The organism is Rivihabitans pingtungensis (genome assembly GCF_003201855.1).
In the GTDB taxonomy this organism is placed as follows: domain Bacteria; phylum Pseudomonadota; class Gammaproteobacteria; order Burkholderiales; family Aquaspirillaceae; genus Rivihabitans; species Rivihabitans pingtungensis.
The window spans coordinates 21840-37835 of the sequence record NZ_QJKI01000031.1 but is presented as its reverse complement, the minus strand read 5'-3'; the positions used below and the strand labels follow the sequence as shown (position 1 = coordinate 37835).

The window sequence follows — 15996 nt, the reverse complement described above, 5'->3', positions numbered from 1 at the left end:
CGCTTCCGGCGTTTGGCCAGAGCTTACGAGAAGCTGCCGCAGACGCTGGCTGGATTACATTACGTGGCGTTTGCCATGTTGATGCTGCCGCACCTTCCTGATGTTGTTGGGATGGTTCAGAACATGCTCTAGCCCTTGGCCAGCACGTAAGGCACCCATAGCAACAGGGTGAGCAGATGCAAGGGGTACAGACGGCCAAAACGCAGCAGGATGAATCGGGAAAACGGCATGCCTTCACGAACTTTGTCAAAATAGGCAAACGCCATGACAAAGCCAGACAGCACAAAGAAAAAGTCAACAAACACGCCCGCATTGGCGATAAAGACATGCTGCTGACCATACAAGAAACTGGAATGGCTCAGCGCAACCAGCAAGGCGGCCACGCCGCGCAAAGACTCAAGTGAATCAAACTTCATGGTTACCCGTTCAAACAGCATCAACAGACATTCTCAAAGAAGCGGGTGTGTTTTTTACCCACCCACCTAAAGAATGTAGCCTGAAAAACAATATTTACATTGGTCGAATATGCCTGACCCCAAAACCCCCAAGCAATACCAACGTATTAAATCTTATACAACCCAGCTTCAGGCACGGCATGATTTGACAAGACACCATGTCAGACTTGCCATAACATGCGTCAGCATGGACTGCAGCGAAAAGCGGGCTATCCTAGCATTAACTTGGCTTAAGAAGCCACTCGGAATCAAAATTTCTGCCACGAATTTGTGGTAACTCACAGACACCAAGTAAATATACGTAGCATACCCAACAACAGGTGCAATAGACTGCATTAAGCGCGGCTCACAAACCCCAGCAAAGCGATCCTGGCTAGGCGCGCGACCGCAGACAGTACGGGGACGTGCAATCACGCCAGGAGTTTTGTAAGCCGCGCCAAGTAGAGAAAAGGCACACGAGAAAAACCACGCTAACCAGAGGGGAATACGGACACGCTGCACACTGGCGAGCGAGGCAAATAGGTGTGCGCTTATGGTTTTGGCTAAGAGCCGCTCACAAAACCCAGCGCAACGGGCCTGGCCAGGTGTGCGAGCACACACAAGACGAGAAGTGCGGCAAGGTCACACAACAACGCCAGGCCGGTTTTATGAGCAACGCTCAACGTGGGCGCCGCAGACCAAACACGGCTAGCCCAGCGCCTCCAGCCGCAGCCACACGGTAAAACAACTGCCGCCTTCCGGGCGATTGGCGGCGGTGAGGTTGCCGCCGTAGCGCTCGACAATGCCCTGGCTCACCCACAGGCCCAGGCCATTGCCGTCCGCCTTGTCCGCAGTGAAAAACGGCTGAAACAGCTTGTCCAGATGCGCGGGCGGGATGCCGGGGCCGGTGTCGCTCACCGACAGGCGCACACCGATGGGCATGCCGGCCTCGTCCCAATCCTCGCTGGACAGCGTCAACACCCCGCCTTCCGGCATGGCTTGAATGGCGTTGACCAGCAGATTGATCAACACCTGTTGCAGCTCGCCCTTATTGCCCACCACCAGGCGCGACGAATCCAGCTGCTGGGTAATGGCAATCGAAGTGCGGCGCAGCAGATGGCCCACCAAGAGCAGGCCGTCCTGCACCAGCGCGTCCAGCGCAATCGGCTCCAGATAGCCGACATATTCAGTTGGCCGGGAAAACTGCAAGAGCTTGGCGACAATCATGCGTATGCGGTGAATCTGCTCGCGGATCAGGCGGATTTCGTCGCGCACCGGCTCGCAGCCCTGTGGGCCGAGCACGTCGATCAGGATGTCCAGATTGCCCTGGATCACTGCCACCGGGTTATTGATTTCGTGCGCCACGCCAGCGGTCAGCTGGCCCATGGCGGCGAGTTTTTCCTGGCGCACCAGCTGATGCTGGGCCGAGCGCAAATCGGCCAGTGCCTGCGACAAATCCTGGGTGCGCCGCGCCACCTCGCCATCCAGCGCATTGCCCCATTGTTGCAGCGCCTCGGTTTGCGATTGCAGCTGATCCAGCAGCCGGTCGAAGTGGCGGGCCAGTTCGGCCATTTCGTCCAGCGGGGTGAGCGGGCCGACGCGGGCGCTGAGCTTGCCGGCGCCCCAGGCGCGCATGGTGGCCTGCATGCGCTGGATGGGCAGGTAGATGCCGCGCGCCCACCACACCGCCAGCAGGCTGGCGCCGCCCATCACCACAATGAACAAGGCCACCACCAGCCCCAGCGCCGCACGCTTGGCGCGCACCAGCGGTTCTTCCAGAAAGCCCACGTACAACATGCCCACCCGGCGCTGATGGCTGTCCATCAAGGGCATATAACCAGACACATACCAGTCCTGCACCACAAACGCCCGATTCAGCCACACCCCGCCTTCCTGCAACACCGCCTGATTGACGGTGGCCGACACGCGGGTGCCGATGGCGCGCTCGCCGGCAAACAGCCGCACATTGGTGGCCACCCGCACATCGCCCAAAAACAGCGTGGCGGTGCCCTGGCTGCCAAACGGCAAGGCGTCGCGCGGATACACCACGGCGTTGAGGTGATCGATGAATTCCAGATTGCGGTTGAGCAGCACGCCGCCGGCCAGCACGCCCTGCAAGCGGCCGTCGGCGTCCAGCACCGGTGCGGCGGTGTGAATCAGCAAGCCGCGATTTTCCTGGCTGCGCGTGGTGGGCGCCGCCTTGTCATTCGGGCGCAGCGCCATCGCCGCCTGCCCGGCCAGGCCGGGGGACAATTGCGCCAGCAAGGTGGGCGAGAACACATCCAACTCGGTGCGCCCCTGGCCGGCCAGGGCGGCCCGCTCCACCGGCCAGTCCGCCAGGCACAAGGCCGGGCGGGCATCCGGCAGGCAGCCGTGGGCGTCCAGCAGCAGCAAAAAATCCAGCTGCAACTGGGTGCGCGCGTCGGCCAGCAGGGTGTTGAGCGCGCCGGCGTCGTGAGCGCGGCGCGCGCGCGCCAGCCGCTCAGAGCCAGCCAGCGCCTGCACGGCGTGGCCGACGCCGGCCTGCACCCGCTCAAAATAGCCATGCGCCACCGCCAGATCGCTGCGCACCTTGGTGACCATCAGCCGGTCAAAATATTCACTGCCCCACGAAGCCAGAATCGCCACCAGCACCGGCAGCACCATGGCCAGCGGCGCCAGCGCCAACGCCAACAGGCGCAGGCGGATCGACGGCGCCCGCCAGCCGCCGCCGCTGACCCGGCTTACACCCCCCAGGCGTTGCATTTACGGTCCAGCGTTTTGCGCGACACGCCCAACTGCCGGGCCGCCTCGGACTTATTGCCGCCGCAGGCGTTGAGCACGGCCAGGATATGGCGTTTTTCCACCGCCTCCAGCAACACCTCCGGCTGCGCCGGCAACGCGGCGCCAGCCTCGGCAGCGGCGCTGGCCGGCTCGGGCTTGAGGTCGTAATAGCCAAAAATCAGCGAGCGCTCGACCAGATTGCGCAATTCGCGCACATTGCCCGGCCAGTCGTAGCCTTGCAGCCGGCGCAAGCTCGCCGCGTCAGGGTGAACCGGCGGCACGCCCAACTGGCCGGCCAGTTGGCGGGTGAAGTGGTTGATCAGTTCCGGGATGTCTTCCGGGCGCTCGCGCAGCGCCGGCAGTTCGATTTCCATCACTTGCAGGCGGTAATACAAATCCTGGCGAAAACGCCCGGCGGCGACTTCTTGCGCCAGATCGCGGTTGGTGGCCGCCACCACGCGGGCGTTGACCGGGATTTCCTGCTCGGAGCCCACCGGCCGCACCCGGCGCTCTTCCAGCGCGCGCAACAGCTTGGCCTGCGCCGCCAGCGGCAATTCGCCGATTTCATCCAGAAACAACGTGCCGCCGCGCGCGTAGTAAAACAGCCCTTCCCGGCTGCTGCTGGCGCCGGAATACGCGCCTTTGACATGGCCAAACAGCTCGGACTCGATCAAATCCGCAGCAATCGCCGCGCAATTCACCGGCACAAACGGCCCATCGGCGCGCGGGCTCATGCGGTGCAGCGCGCGCGCCGCCACCTCCTTGCCGGTGCCGGATTCACCCAGCAGCAGCACGGTGGACGGCGTCGGCGCAATGCGCTTGAGCCGCTCGCACACCAGGCGCATCGCCTCGGACTGGCCAACCAGCCCTTCCAGCCCGCCCTGGGCGGTGACTTCGCGGCGCAGCACGTAGTTTTCCTGTTGCAGGCGCGAGCGCTCAAAGCAACGTTTGACCGCATTCAGCAGCTGCGCCAGCGAAAACGGCTTGAGCAAGAAATCCGCCGCGCCCGCGCGCAGGGCGTCGATGGCGGTGTCCAGGTCGGCGTAGGCGGTCATCAGCACCACATCGCCGGCAAAGCCCTCGCCGCGCAGCTCGTGCAGCCATTGCGTGCCGCTGCGCCCGCCGGGCAGGGAGATATCCAGAATGATCAGATCGTAATGCTGGCGCTGCAATAGCGCGGCGGCCGAGGCCACGTCGCCAGCGCTGTCCAGCACGCCGCAGCGGGCGGCCAGGGCGCGGCGCAAAAAATTGACCATGCCGGGTTCGTCGTCAACCACCAGCACCGAGTGCATGTGCCAGTCGGCCAGTTCGTCAGAAGAAGCTGCGTTGGGGGGCATGAGGCGCTCCGGAAGCCCCCGGGCGCGGGGGTCAGACCAAAAACCACAATAATAGCAAAGGTAAGCGGCCAAGCCGCGATGGCCAACACATGCCGGGCCGCGTCGGGGGGATGACTGCATCACGGTTGAAACCCGACCGATGCCGTCGGATAATATTGCCCGTCCGGCATGTCTGCCGGCGCATCCGACGGACGGCGCAGGCCGCCCGCCTCACCCCGAACACTGCCCGGCCCCGGCCGGACGCGCCGCCGCTGTACCAACAGGGCGGCGCAGGACATTTTTCATGACGCTGGATTTCAGCCACTATCTCCTGATTATTGTTGGCGCGGTGCTGGTCAACAATGTGGTGCTGGTGCGCATTCTTGGTTTGTGCCCGTTCATGGGCGTGTCGAAAAAACTCGACGCCGCCATCGGCATGGGCGCCGCCACCGCCTTTGTGCTTACCCTGGCCTCGGGCGCCAGCCACCTGCTCAACCTGTTGTTGCTGGCCGCCGGGCTGGAATACCTGCGCACCATTGCCTTTATTGTGGTGATTGCCGCCATCGTGCAGTTCACCGAAATGGTCATCCACAAAACCAGCCCGGTGCTGTATCAGGCGCTGGGCATCTACTTGCCCTTGATCACCACCAACTGCGCGGTATTGGGCGTGCCGCTGCTCAACGCCCAGCAAGGCCACAGCTTTGCTGAGGCGCTGTTGTTCGGCCTGGGCAGCGCGCTGGGCTTTTCGCTGGTGCTGGTGCTGTTTGCCGCGCTGCGCGAGCGGCTGGAAGGCGCTGATGTGCCGGCGCCGTTTCGCGGCGCGCCGATTGCGCTGGTGACCGCCGGGCTGATGAGCCTGGCGTTTGCCGGCTTTGCCGGGCTGACGCGATGAGCGGCGCGCTGCTGACGCTGGCCGTGCTGGTGGGCCTGGGCCTGCTGCTGGGCGCGCTACTGGGCTTTGCCGCCGTGCGCTTTAAAGTGGACGGCGACCCGCTGGTGGACAAAATCGACGCCATCCTGCCGCAAACCCAATGCGGCCAATGCGGCCACCCCGGCTGTCGGCCCTACGCCACGGCGATTGCCGCTGGCGAAGCCGACATCAACCAATGCCCACCCGGCGGCGAGGACGGCATCCGCAAGCTGGCCGAGCTGCTCGGGCGCGAATTCAAGCCGTTTGCCGAAGGCGCGGCGCAGCCCAAACCCAAGGCGGTGGCGCGCATTGACGAAAGCTCGTGCATCGGCTGCACGCTGTGCATCCAGGCCTGCCCGGTGGACGCCATTGTCGGCGCCTCCAAGCTGATGCACACCGTCATCGCCAGCGAATGCACCGGCTGTGAGCTGTGCCTGCCGCCCTGTCCGGTGGACTGCATCAGCATGCAGCCGCTGGCCGACACCCCACGCACCTGGAAATGGCGCTACCCGGTGGTGATGATGGCCGCCGCCCCACAGGACCCGCACCCATGACCCCCACGCTGACGCCGTTTCATGGCGGCGTGCATCCGCCCGAACACAAACAACAGTCCAGCGAAGCACCAATCCGCGCCGCCGGCCTGCCGCCGCTGCTGCGCCTGTCGCTGGTGCAAAGCATGGGCGCGCCCGCGCGGCCCTGCGTCAGCGTCGGCCAGCGCGTGCTCAAGGGTCAGCGCCTGGCCGACGCCGACGGCGCCATGTCGGTGGCGGTGCACGCGCCCACCTCGGGCGTGGTGCGCGCCATCGGCCCGCTGCCGCTGGCCCACCCCTCCGGGCTGAACGGCCCCGGCATCGAGCTGGAGCCGGACGGCGACGAACGCTGGATCGAACTCACCCCGCTGGACTGGCGCCACGCCGACCCGGTGCAAGTGCTGGACACCCTGCAAGCGCGTGGCGTGGCCGGCCTGGGCGGCGCGCTGTTCCCCACCCACCTCAAGCTGGCCCGACGCGGGCTGGACACCCTGGTGGTCAACGGCGCCGAGTGCGAGCCCTATATCACCTGCGACGACCGGCTGATGCGCGAACGCGCCAGCGGCATCGTCGCCGGCATCGCCCTGGCCGCCCAACTGACCGAGGCGCGCCAGGTGTTGATTGGCATTGAAGACAATAAACCACAAGCGATTGCCGCCATGCGCGCCGCCTGCGCCGGCAGCGGGTTTAACGTGGTGGTCATCCCCACCCTCTACCCCAGCGGCGGCGCCAAGCAGCTGATCCACCTGCTGACCGGCAAGGCGGTGCCGGCCGGGCGGCGCTCGACCGAATTTGGCGTGCAGTGCCTGAACGTGGCCACCCTCTACACCGCCGCCCGCGCGCTGGAGCATGGCGAACCGGCCATCCAGCGGCTGGTGACGCTGACCGGCGCAGTGGCGCGCCCGGGCAATGTCGAAGCGCTGCTGGGCACGCCGGCCGACTGGCTGCTGGCCGAAGCCGGCCGCCAGGCGGACAGCGACCAGATCATCATGGGCGGGCCGATGATGGGCTTTGCCCTGCCCGACGCCAGCGCCGGCCTCACCCAGGCCAGCAACTGCCTGATAGCCGCCAGTCCGGCGCTGTTTCCGCAGCGCCCGCCGGCCATGCCGTGCATCCGCTGCGGCGACTGCGCCCAGGTGTGCCCGGCCGAATTGCAGCCGATGGACTTGCACTGGTTCGCCAAGGCGCGCCAGTTTGACAAGGCGCGCGACGCCCATTTGTTTGACTGCATCGAATGCGGCGCGTGCAGCTATGTCTGCCCCAGCCAGATTCCCTTGGTGGACTATTACCGCTTTGCCAAAAGCGAACTGTGGGCCAGCGACCGCGACAAAAAAGCCGCCGAGCGCGCCCGCCAGCGCCATGAATTCCGCCAGTTCCGCCTGGAGCGCGACAAAACCGAAAAAGCCGAACGCCTGGCCCAGCGCAGCGCCGCCCTGGCCAGCCAAGCCGCCGCCAGCACAGCCACCGCCGCCGACGCCCCCAGCGCCGACGACGCCGGCAAACGCGCGGCCATTGAAGCGGCGATGGCGCGCGCCGCCGCCCGTCAAGCCGAGCAAACCGCCGCCAAGGCAGACAGCGCCGCGTCCGCTGCGGCGCCAAGCGACGACGCCAAACGCGCCGCCATCGAAGCCGCCATGGCCCGCGCGGCCGCCCGCAAAGCCGAGCAAGCCGCCGCCAAGGCAGACAGCGCCGCGCCCGCTGCTGCGCCGAGCGACGACGCCAAACGCGCCGCGATTGAAGCGGCGATGGCGCGCGCCGCCGCCCGTCAAGCCGAGCAAACCGCCGCCAAGGCAGACAGCGCCGCGTCCGCTACGGCGCCAAGTGACGATGCCAAGCGCGCCGCGATTGAAGCAGCGATGGCCCGCGCGGCCGCCCGCAAAGCCGAACAAGCCGCCGCCCAGGCAGACAGCGCCGCGCCCGCTGCTGCGCCGAGCGACGATGCCAAACGCGCTGCGATTGAAGCGGCCATGGCCCGTGCCGCCGCCCGCAAAGCCGAACAAGCCGCCGCCAAGGCAGACAGTGCCGCGCCCACTACCGCGCCAAGCGACGACGCCAAGCGCGCCGCCATCGAAGCCGCCATGGCCCGCGCCGCCGCGCGTCGCGCCGAACAGGCGGCCAAGGCCGCCCCCCCCCCGAACAGTGAACCGCAATGATGTCTTCTCCTTTTCTTGCCCAACCCAAAAGCGTGCGCCAGGTGATGCTGTGGGTGCTGGCCGCGCTGCTGCCCGGCGCGCTGCTGCACAGCGCGCTGCATGGCCCGGCGGTGTGGCTGCAAATCCTGCTGGCCAGCGCCGCCGCGCTGCTGTGCGAAGCGGCCATGCTGCGCGCGCGCGGCCTGCCGGCGCGCCGCTTTGTGCTGGATGGCAGCGCGCTGCTGACTGGCGCGCTGATCGGGCTGACTTTTCCGCCGCTGGGGCCGTGGTGGCTGGTGGTGGTGGGCGCGTTTTTTGCCATTGTGGTGGCCAAGCAGCTGTACGGCGGGCTGGGCAATAATCTGTTCAACCCGGCCATGGTGGCGTTTGCGGTGATGATGGTGTCGTTTCCGGCGCAGATGTCGCAATGGACGCCGCACGCCGCGCTCAGCGGCGGCGATCAGCTGCTGTACGTGCTCACCCGCGACCTGCCGGCCGGCCTGAGCGCCGACGCGCTGGCCGGGGCCACGCCGCTGGACGCAGTGCGCACCGGCTTGCTGAACGGCCAGACCCTGGGCGTGCTGCTGGCCGGGCCGTGGCCGGTGAGCCTGGATCAGGCCTTGCTGGCCCTGGCCTGGTTGGCTGGCGGGCTGGCGCTGGGCGCGCGCGGCGTGCTGCGCTGGCAAGCGCCGCTGGCCATGCTGGCCACGCTGACCGTGCTAGCCGCCCTGGCCCACCTGCTGGACGCCGAGCGTTACGCCAGCCCGCTGTTTCATCTGCTGGCCGGCGCCACCCAGCTGGGCGCCTGGTTTATCGCCACCGACCCGGTCACCGCGCCCAGCAGCGCGCGCGGCCGGCTGTGGTTTGGCGCCGGCATTGGCGCGCTGACCTGGGTGATACGCACCTGGGGCGGCTACCCGGACGCGGTGGCGTTTGCCGTGCTGCTGATGAATTTGTGCGCGCCGTTCATCGACCTGCACACCCGCGCGCCGGCCTTTGGCCAGCGCCAGCCCGGAGGCCGGCGATGAGCGCCCTGCACGATGCGGTTCAACGCGCGCGCGCCAGCGGCCTGCGCCTGGCGCTGTTTGCCCTGGTGTGCGCCGCCCTGCTGGCAGCGGTGGAAGCGCTTACCCGCGACACCTTGCGCGACTACGCCGAGGCCAGCCGCCGCGCCACGCTGGCGCAGGTGCTGCCGGCCGGCAGCTTTGATAACGATGTGCTGGCCGACAGCGTGGCGCTGAGCGAGGCCGACGCCGCGCTGCTGGGCCTGCGCCTGCCCGCCGTCGCGCACCGCGCCCGACGCGGCGGCCAGTTCAGCGGCTGGGTGGTGGAATCGGTGGCCCCAAATGGCTACGCCGGCGCCATCCGCATGCTGGTGGGGGTGGACGCCAATGGCGTCATCAGCGGCGTGCGGGTGACCGAACACCGGGAAACCCCGGGGTTGGGCGACTATATCGACGCCGCGCGCAGCCCATGGAGCCAGCAGTTCATCGGCCGCCGCATCAGCGACGGCCTGCGCTGGCAGGTCAAAAAAGACGGCGGCCCATTTGACGCCATGGCCGGCGCCACCATCAGCGCGCGCGCCGTCACCGCCGCCGTTGGCCGCGCGGCCAATGTGCTGGCGCGGCTGCCGGCAGAGCACAACGAGGGCAAACAACCATGAGCCAATGGATCAGCGGCGACGCCGCGCGCGGCATTATCGGCGATGGCCTGTGGCGACAAAACGCCGGGCTGGTGCAATTGCTTGGGCTGTGCCCGGTGCTGGCGGTAAGCAGCAGCGTGGTGAACGGCGTCAGCCTGGGCCTGGCCACCGCACTGGTCACCGGCTTGTCCAGCGCGCTGATTGCCAGCGTGCGCCACTGGGTGCCCAATGAAATCCGCAATCCGGTGTTTATCTTGTTGATTGCCGCGCTGGTGACGCTGGTGGAGCTGCTGATGCGCGCCGGCCTGCCTGAGCTGTACGCCGTGCTGGGGATTTTTATCCCGCTGATCACCACCAACTGCATTGTGCTGGCGCGCGCCGAGGCGTTTGCCTCGCGCAATCCGGTGCCACACGCGGCGCTGGACGGGGTGATGATGGGCCTGGGGCTGACCCTGGTGCTGGCGGTGCTGGGCGGGCTGCGCGAGCTGTTTGGCAAGGGCACGCTGCTGTCCGGGCTGGAGCTGGTGCTGGGCGAATCGGCGCGCGGCTGGGTGATACATCTGATCCCAGAGTCGGCGCACTATCAGTTTTTGCTGGCCATGCTGCCGCCGGGGGCGTTTATCGGCCTGGCTCTGTTGATTGCCGGCAAGCAATGGTGGGAGGCGCGGCCGGCGCGCACGCCAGCGCCGGCCCCGCTGCAGGGAGAACAGGCATGAACGCCGACAAACGCGCGGCCATTTACGCCCGGCTGGCCCAGGCGATCCCGGCGCCCACCACCGAGCTGGAATATCAATCGCCGTTTGAGCTGCTCACCGCCGTGCTGCTGTCGGCGCAGGCGACTGACGTTGGCGTCAATAAAGCCACCCGCAAGCTGTTTCCGGTGGCCAATACCCCAGCGGCGATGCTGGCCCTTGGAATCGAAGGACTGGAACCCTATATCAAGACCATTGGCCTGTACCGCAGCAAGGCGCGCCATCTGATCGAAACCTGTCGGCTGCTGCTGGAGCGCCATGGCGGCGAGGTGCCGGCCGAGCGCGCCGCGCTGGAAGCGCTGCCCGGCGTGGGCCGCAAAACCGCCAATGTGATTCTGAACACCGCCTTTGGCCACCCCACCATCGCGGTGGACACCCATATTTTTCGGGTGGCCAACCGCACCCGGCTGGCGCCGGGCGAGACGGTGCGCGAGGTGGAAGACCGCCTGGTCAAATGGACGCCCAAGGCCTACCGCATGGACGCCCACCATTTGCTGATTCTGCACGGCCGCTATGTGTGCAAGGCGCGCAAGCCCTTGTGCGAAGCCTGTGTGATTGCCGATTTGTGCGAGTATCCGGCGCGCACCAGCCAGACGCCGGCGCCGCTGCCCGATGCCGCAGACTGAAAGGATGTATCCCGTGACCCTGACTCGCATTCGTCCCCTGGTGTTGTCGCTGGCGCTGATCGGCGCCTTGTCCGGCTGCGACCGCCTGCAACAGCTGCGTGATTATTTTTCTGGTTCGTCCTCCAGTCAGGCGCCCGTGGCGATTCCTGGCCAGGGTGGCCAGGTGAATATGCTGCTGCCCGACTTCACCCAACTGGTCGAGCGCGAAGGCCCGGCAGTGGTCAATATCAGCGCCAACCGCATGGAAGACGAAGAAGACTCGCCCTTCCCCTTCCCGATTCCGGAAGACGACCCGTTCTTTGAGTTCTTCAAGCGCTTTGTGCCGCCCAATGGCGCACCGCGCCAGCAACAACCGCGCGAACGCGAAAGCGTGTCGTATGGCTCGGGCTTTATCTTGTCTGAAGATGGCTATTTGCTGACCAATGCCCACGTGGTGGCCGGTGCCAGCCAGGTGCAGGTCAAGCTCAACGACAAGCGCGAATTCAAGGCCAAGGTGATTGGCGTGGACAAGCGCACCGATGTGGCGGTGCTCAAAATCGACGCCAGCGGCCTGCCCAAGGTCAAGATCGGCGCGCCGGCCACGCTGAAAGTGGGCGAATGGGTGGCGGCGATTGGCGCGCCGTTTGGCTTTGACAACACCGTCACCGCCGGCATTGTCTCGGCCAAGGGCCGCAGCCTGCCCGACGAAAACTATGTGCCCTTTATCCAGACCGACGTGGCGATCAACCCCGGCAACTCGGGCGGCCCGCTGTTCAATCTGCGCGGCGAAGTGGTAGGCATCAATTCGCAGATTTACAGCCGCTCCGGCGGCTTTATGGGCATTTCTTTCGCCATCCCCATCGACATCGCCGTGGGCGTGGCCGAGCAGCTGAAAACCAAGGGCAAGGTCAGCCGTGGCCAGCTGGGCGTGCATATTCAGGAGCTGTCGCAAGAGCTGGCCCGCTCGTTTGGCCGCCCGAATGCCGAGGGCGCGCTGATCGTCAATATCGAACCCAATGGCGCGGCGGCCAAGGCCGGCGTGCAGGTGGGCGATATTGTGCTGGCGTTTGATGGCAAGAAAGTGGAAAGCTCAAAAGACCTGCCGATGCTGGTGGGCGCCAAGGCGCCGGGCAGCAAGGCCAAGCTGACGCTGTGGCGCAAGGGCGAAGAAAAAACCCTGGACGTGGTGCTGGGCGAGCTGGCCAGCAGCGAACGTGCTGCCAACGAAAAACCCCAGACACAAGCCGCACCAAAAATGAGCTTTGACAAAATCGGTCTGGCCGTCAGCGAACTCAGCCGCGAACAACGCGCCGACTCCGGCCTGAGCAGCGGCCTGCTGGTGGAAAAAGCCAGCGGCCTGGCCGCCAAGGCCGGACTGAGCGCTGGCGATGTGATTCTGGCGGTCAACCACAGCCCGGTGAGCGAGCTGAAAACCTTTGCCGGCCTGTTGCAGGGCGACGCCGTGGCGCTGTTGGTGCGCCGTGGCGACAGCACGCTGTTCCTGCCGCTGCGCCTGCGCGAATAACCCGCCGCTGCCCGCCTGTCGTCAGCCGGCGCAGACCGGCGCGCCAGCGGGTGGCGCTTCCCTCCCTCTCAGACGACAAAGGATGAATCATGAGCTTTCAAACCACCGACCTGTGCGACGCCCACAGCGACCATCTGCGCGTGGTGGCGCCGATGTTCAAGCAGTTTGGCGGCCAGGTGAAGTTCAGCGGCCAGGTGGTCACGCTGAAACTGTTTGAAGACAATTCGCTGGTGCGCGACACCCTGGCCAAGCCGGGCGCCGGCCGCGTGCTGGTGGTGGACGGCGGCGGCTCGCTGCGCTGCGCGCTGGTGGGCGACCAGATCGCCGAACTGGCGGTGAAAAACCAATGGGCCGGCATTGTGGTGTATGGCTGCATCCGCGACTCTGCCGCCATCAACGGCCTGCCGATTGGCGTGCGCGCGCTGGACACCCACCCGCTCAAATCCATCAAAAAGGGCGTCGGCGATGTCGACATCCCGGTGACTTTCGGCGGCGTGACCTTCACCCCCGGCGACTGGCTGTACGCCGATGAAGACGGCGTGATCGTCAGCGCCGCCCCGCTGCTGTAAACAGCATTCGGTGGGTTGTTCTTCTACCGGATTCTTTGGCAAGACAACACTGGCGGGACGAGGACGGGATGCCATCCCGCCCTCAACCCCGCCTCACTACCCCGCCAACATCTCCCGCGCGTGACGACGGGTGGTGGCGGTAATCTGCTCGCCGCCCAGCATGCGGGCAATCTCTTCCACCCGCTCCTTGCTGGACAAGGGCCGGATGCGGCTGATCACCGCACCGGCCTCACCCTCGCCGGATTTGGACACCTGCCATTGCACATCGCCACGCGCCGCCACTTGCGGCAGGTGGGTAATGCACAGCACCTGATATTGCTCACCCAGACGCTGGAGCAGCTTGCCGACCACTTCGGCCACCCGGCCGCCGATGCCGACGTCCACTTCGTCAAAAATCAGCGTCGGCACTGCCGCCACCGCGCTGGTGACCACTTGCAAGGCCAGGCTGATGCGCGACAGCTCGCCGCCAGAAGCCACCTTGGCCAGCGGACGCAACGGCGAGCCGGCGTTGGCGGCGACTTGGTATTCCACGCTTTCGGCGCCGTGCGCGCTGGGGGTGGCCAGTGGGGTCAGCACAATGTCAAAACGACTGCCGGCCATGGCCAGGGTGTGCATTTCGGCGCTGATGCGCTCGGCCAGCTCACTGGCGGCGCGGCGTCGCCGGGCGGACAGCACCTCAGCAGCTTCACGCAGCGCGCTCAGCGCTTCGGCCTCATTGGCCAAAAGGCCATCCAGGTCGGCGACATTGTCCAGCTCAGCCAATTGCTGACGCCAGTCGGCCAGGCGCTGCGGCAGGTCTTCCGGGCGCAGGCGGAATTTGCGCGCGCAGGCGTGCAGGGCGTCGATGCGTTTTTCGACTTGGGCGAGTTCTTCCGGGTTTTGTTCGATGTCTTCCACATAGTCGCGCAGGGCGTACAGCGCCTCGCGCAATTCGGCGTCCACCGAGTCCAGCAGCGCCGCCACCGGCGCCAGCCGGGTATCCACGCCGGCAAAGCGGGTCAAACGGCCTTGCAGCTGCGCCACGGCGGAAATCAGATTGCCCTCGTCGTCAGACAGCGCGTTCAGCGCATGGCGTGCTTCGTCTTGCAATTCGGCGGCGTTGGCCAGTCGCTGGTGCTGCTGACCCAGGGTGTCCCATTCGCCCGGCTGCGGATTCAGTTCGTTGACTTCGTTGATTTGCCAGGTCAGCCGCTCGCGCTCCAGCGCATAGGCGGCGGCGTGTTGCTCGGCGTCCAGCCGCGCCTGGCGGGCGTCCTGCCAGATGCGATGGCGTTCGGCCACGCTGGCGACCAATTCACCCGACTGGGCGTAGGCATCCAGGAGTTCGCGCTGGGTATCGGGTTTGACCAACGATTGGTGGGCGTGCTGGCCGTGGATGTCCACCAGCCATTCGCCCGCGGTTTTCAGTTGCGCCAGGGTGGCGGCGCGGCCATTCAGAAAACAGCGCGAGCGGCCGCTGGCGTCCAGCATGCGCCGCACCAGCAATTCGCCGCCTTCGTCGGCCAGCGCTTGTTCGGCAAGCCAGTCGGCCAGCACCGGCAGTCGGGCCAGGTCAAAGCGGGCCGAGAGCTCGGCGCGCTCGCAGCCGGCGCGCACCAGGCTGCCGTCGCCACGGCCGCCCAAGAGCAGCGACAGGGCGTCGATGATGATGGATTTGCCGGCGCCGGTTTCGCCGGTGAGCACGGTAAAGCCGGCGGTGAAATCCAGTTCCAGGGTGTCAACAATGACAAAGTCGCGGATGGCGAGCGAGAGCAGCATGGCGTGAGATCCGGGTTGCGGTCGCAAAATCAGAGCAGGCGTTCGCCCCAATGCAGTTTGTGGCGCAGCATATCGTAGTAGTTGTAGCCAACCGGGTGCAGGATGCGCAGCGGGTTGCGGTAGCGGCGAATCAGCACGCGATCCATTTCTTGCAGGCCGCAGTGTGATTGGCCATCAAAATGTACCCGGCTATCCACGCCACGGGTCAGCACAAACTCAACCAGGCTGCTGTCGTTCACCGCAATCGGCCGGTTGGACAGCGATTGCGGGCAGATCGGCACCAGGGTGATGGCCGGGATGGTGGGATGCAGAATAGGGCCGCCAGCGGCCAGTGAATAGGCGGTGGAGCCGGTGGGGGTGGAGACAATCAGGCCGTCCGAGCGCTGGCTGTAGACAAACTGCTTGTCGATAAAAATCTCGAATTCGATCATCGAGCCGGTGGCGCCACGGCTGAACACTACGTCATTAAACGCCAGGGTGCTGGCTACTTCCACACCGTCGCGCTGCACGCTGGCATTGAGCAGGATGCGGTCTTCCGGCACGAATTCACCATGCAAGATAGCCTCGATGGTGGTGAACATCTCATGCAGTGAGATGTCGGTCATAAAGCCCAGCCGGCCTTGGTTCACCCCCACCATGGGCGTGTTGTATGGCGCCAGTAGACGCGCTACCGACAGCATGGTGCCATCGCCGCCCAGCACAATGGCCAGATCGGCCAGTTTGCCCAGGTCCGCACGATCGACCAATGGGTAGCGACCGGCATCGGCATGCGACACGCTGTCACGGTCCACCAGCACGGTCAGACCATGCGTAGTCAGAAAATCAGCCAGTGAGATCAGTGAAGCGACCACCTGGGGCTTGCTGTGTCGGGCGACCAGCGCCACACGCTTGAACATGGAATTCATGGGGCGAATTAAATCATTTGCGGACAGTCACGCCAAGCTGCTTGCACGGCGTCAGGTCAAATTCGGGTGGATTTGTGCAGCACATGGCAGGCACGCAAGGCGCGTGCCTGCCATTCAAATGCAACAAAGCCCCCGAATGGGGGCTTTGTGCTCAG

The 15996-nt window shown here is 65.8% G+C and carries 14 protein-coding genes; 9 read left to right on the top strand and 5 right to left on the bottom strand.

Annotated elements, in window-relative coordinates; translation table 11 throughout:
• Nucleotides 1-128 precede the first annotated feature (128 nt).
• The 3 genes from DFR34_RS15475 to DFR34_RS15465 form a co-directional block, all read right to left on the bottom strand.
• Nucleotides 129-437, bottom strand: coding sequence for an acyltransferase family protein (locus DFR34_RS15475; RefSeq protein ID WP_110392059.1), 309 nt, complete (start codon nucleotides 435-437; stop codon nucleotides 129-131).
• 705 nt (nucleotides 438-1142) lie between these two features.
• On the bottom strand, nucleotides 1143-3179 hold the full coding sequence (locus DFR34_RS15470) for a sensor histidine kinase (RefSeq protein ID WP_110392058.1): 2037 nt from the start codon (nucleotides 3177-3179) through the stop codon (nucleotides 1143-1145).
• Complete coding sequence (locus tag DFR34_RS15465) at nucleotides 3158-4534, bottom strand: sigma-54-dependent transcriptional regulator (protein WP_110392057.1); 1377 nt, start codon at nucleotides 4532-4534, stop codon at nucleotides 3158-3160. Before DFR34_RS15465 ends, DFR34_RS15470 begins: the two co-directional genes overlap by 22 nt.
• A 283-nt stretch (nucleotides 4535-4817) precedes the next feature.
• Here DFR34_RS15465 and rsxA point away from each other — a divergent pair, with 283 nt between their 5' ends.
• From rsxA to rraA, 9 genes are all read left to right on the top strand, one after another.
• Nucleotides 4818-5405, top strand: a complete 588-nt coding sequence (gene rsxA, locus DFR34_RS15460) for an electron transport complex subunit RsxA (protein ID WP_110392056.1) — start codon at nucleotides 4818-4820, stop codon at nucleotides 5403-5405.
• The gene (gene rsxB / locus DFR34_RS15455) at nucleotides 5402-5977 is read left to right on the top strand and encodes an electron transport complex subunit RsxB (protein ID WP_110392055.1); all 576 of its coding nucleotides are present in this window, start codon (nucleotides 5402-5404) and stop codon (nucleotides 5975-5977) included. Before rsxA ends, rsxB begins: the two co-directional genes overlap by 4 nt.
• A complete protein-coding gene (rsxC, locus tag DFR34_RS15450) occupies nucleotides 5974-8106 on the top strand; it encodes an electron transport complex subunit RsxC (protein ID WP_110392054.1) in 2133 nt (710 codons plus the stop codon). Before rsxB ends, rsxC begins: the two co-directional genes overlap by 4 nt.
• On the top strand, nucleotides 8103-9113 hold the full coding sequence (locus tag DFR34_RS15445; RefSeq protein ID WP_211309452.1) for an RnfABCDGE type electron transport complex subunit D: 1011 nt from the start codon (nucleotides 8103-8105) through the stop codon (nucleotides 9111-9113). Before rsxC ends, DFR34_RS15445 begins: the two co-directional genes overlap by 4 nt.
• Nucleotides 9110-9748 carry an electron transport complex subunit RsxG gene (gene rsxG / locus DFR34_RS15440; RefSeq protein WP_110392053.1) on the top strand — a complete coding sequence of 213 codons (639 nt, stop codon included), beginning with the start codon at nucleotides 9110-9112 and terminating at the stop codon, nucleotides 9746-9748. The genes DFR34_RS15445 and rsxG overlap by 4 nt, the downstream gene beginning before the upstream one ends.
• A complete protein-coding gene (locus DFR34_RS15435) occupies nucleotides 9745-10443 on the top strand; it encodes an electron transport complex subunit E (RefSeq protein WP_110392052.1) in 699 nt (232 codons plus the stop codon). Before rsxG ends, DFR34_RS15435 begins: the two co-directional genes overlap by 4 nt.
• Nucleotides 10440-11105: an endonuclease III gene (nth, locus tag DFR34_RS15430; protein ID WP_110392051.1), complete on the top strand. Its 666-nt coding sequence runs from the start codon at nucleotides 10440-10442 to the stop codon at nucleotides 11103-11105. The genes DFR34_RS15435 and nth overlap by 4 nt, the downstream gene beginning before the upstream one ends.
• 4 nt (nucleotides 11106-11109) lie before the next feature.
• A complete protein-coding gene (locus DFR34_RS15425) occupies nucleotides 11110-12609 on the top strand; it encodes a DegQ family serine endoprotease (RefSeq protein ID WP_110392050.1) in 1500 nt (499 codons plus the stop codon).
• Nucleotides 12610-12698: 89 nt separating this feature from the next.
• On the top strand, nucleotides 12699-13178 hold the full coding sequence (gene rraA, locus DFR34_RS15420) for a ribonuclease E activity regulator RraA (RefSeq protein ID WP_110392049.1): 480 nt from the start codon (nucleotides 12699-12701) through the stop codon (nucleotides 13176-13178).
• Nucleotides 13179-13274: 96 nt separating this feature from the next.
• Here the strand turns inward: rraA and recN are convergent, their stop codons facing one another.
• Nucleotides 13275-14936, bottom strand: a complete 1662-nt coding sequence (gene recN, locus DFR34_RS15415; protein ID WP_110392048.1) for a DNA repair protein RecN — start codon at nucleotides 14934-14936, stop codon at nucleotides 13275-13277.
• Between the two features lie 29 nt (nucleotides 14937-14965).
• The gene (locus DFR34_RS15410) at nucleotides 14966-15841 is read right to left on the bottom strand and encodes an NAD kinase (protein WP_110392047.1); all 876 of its coding nucleotides are present in this window, start codon (nucleotides 15839-15841) and stop codon (nucleotides 14966-14968) included.
• Nucleotides 15842-15996: the final 155 nt, after the last annotated feature.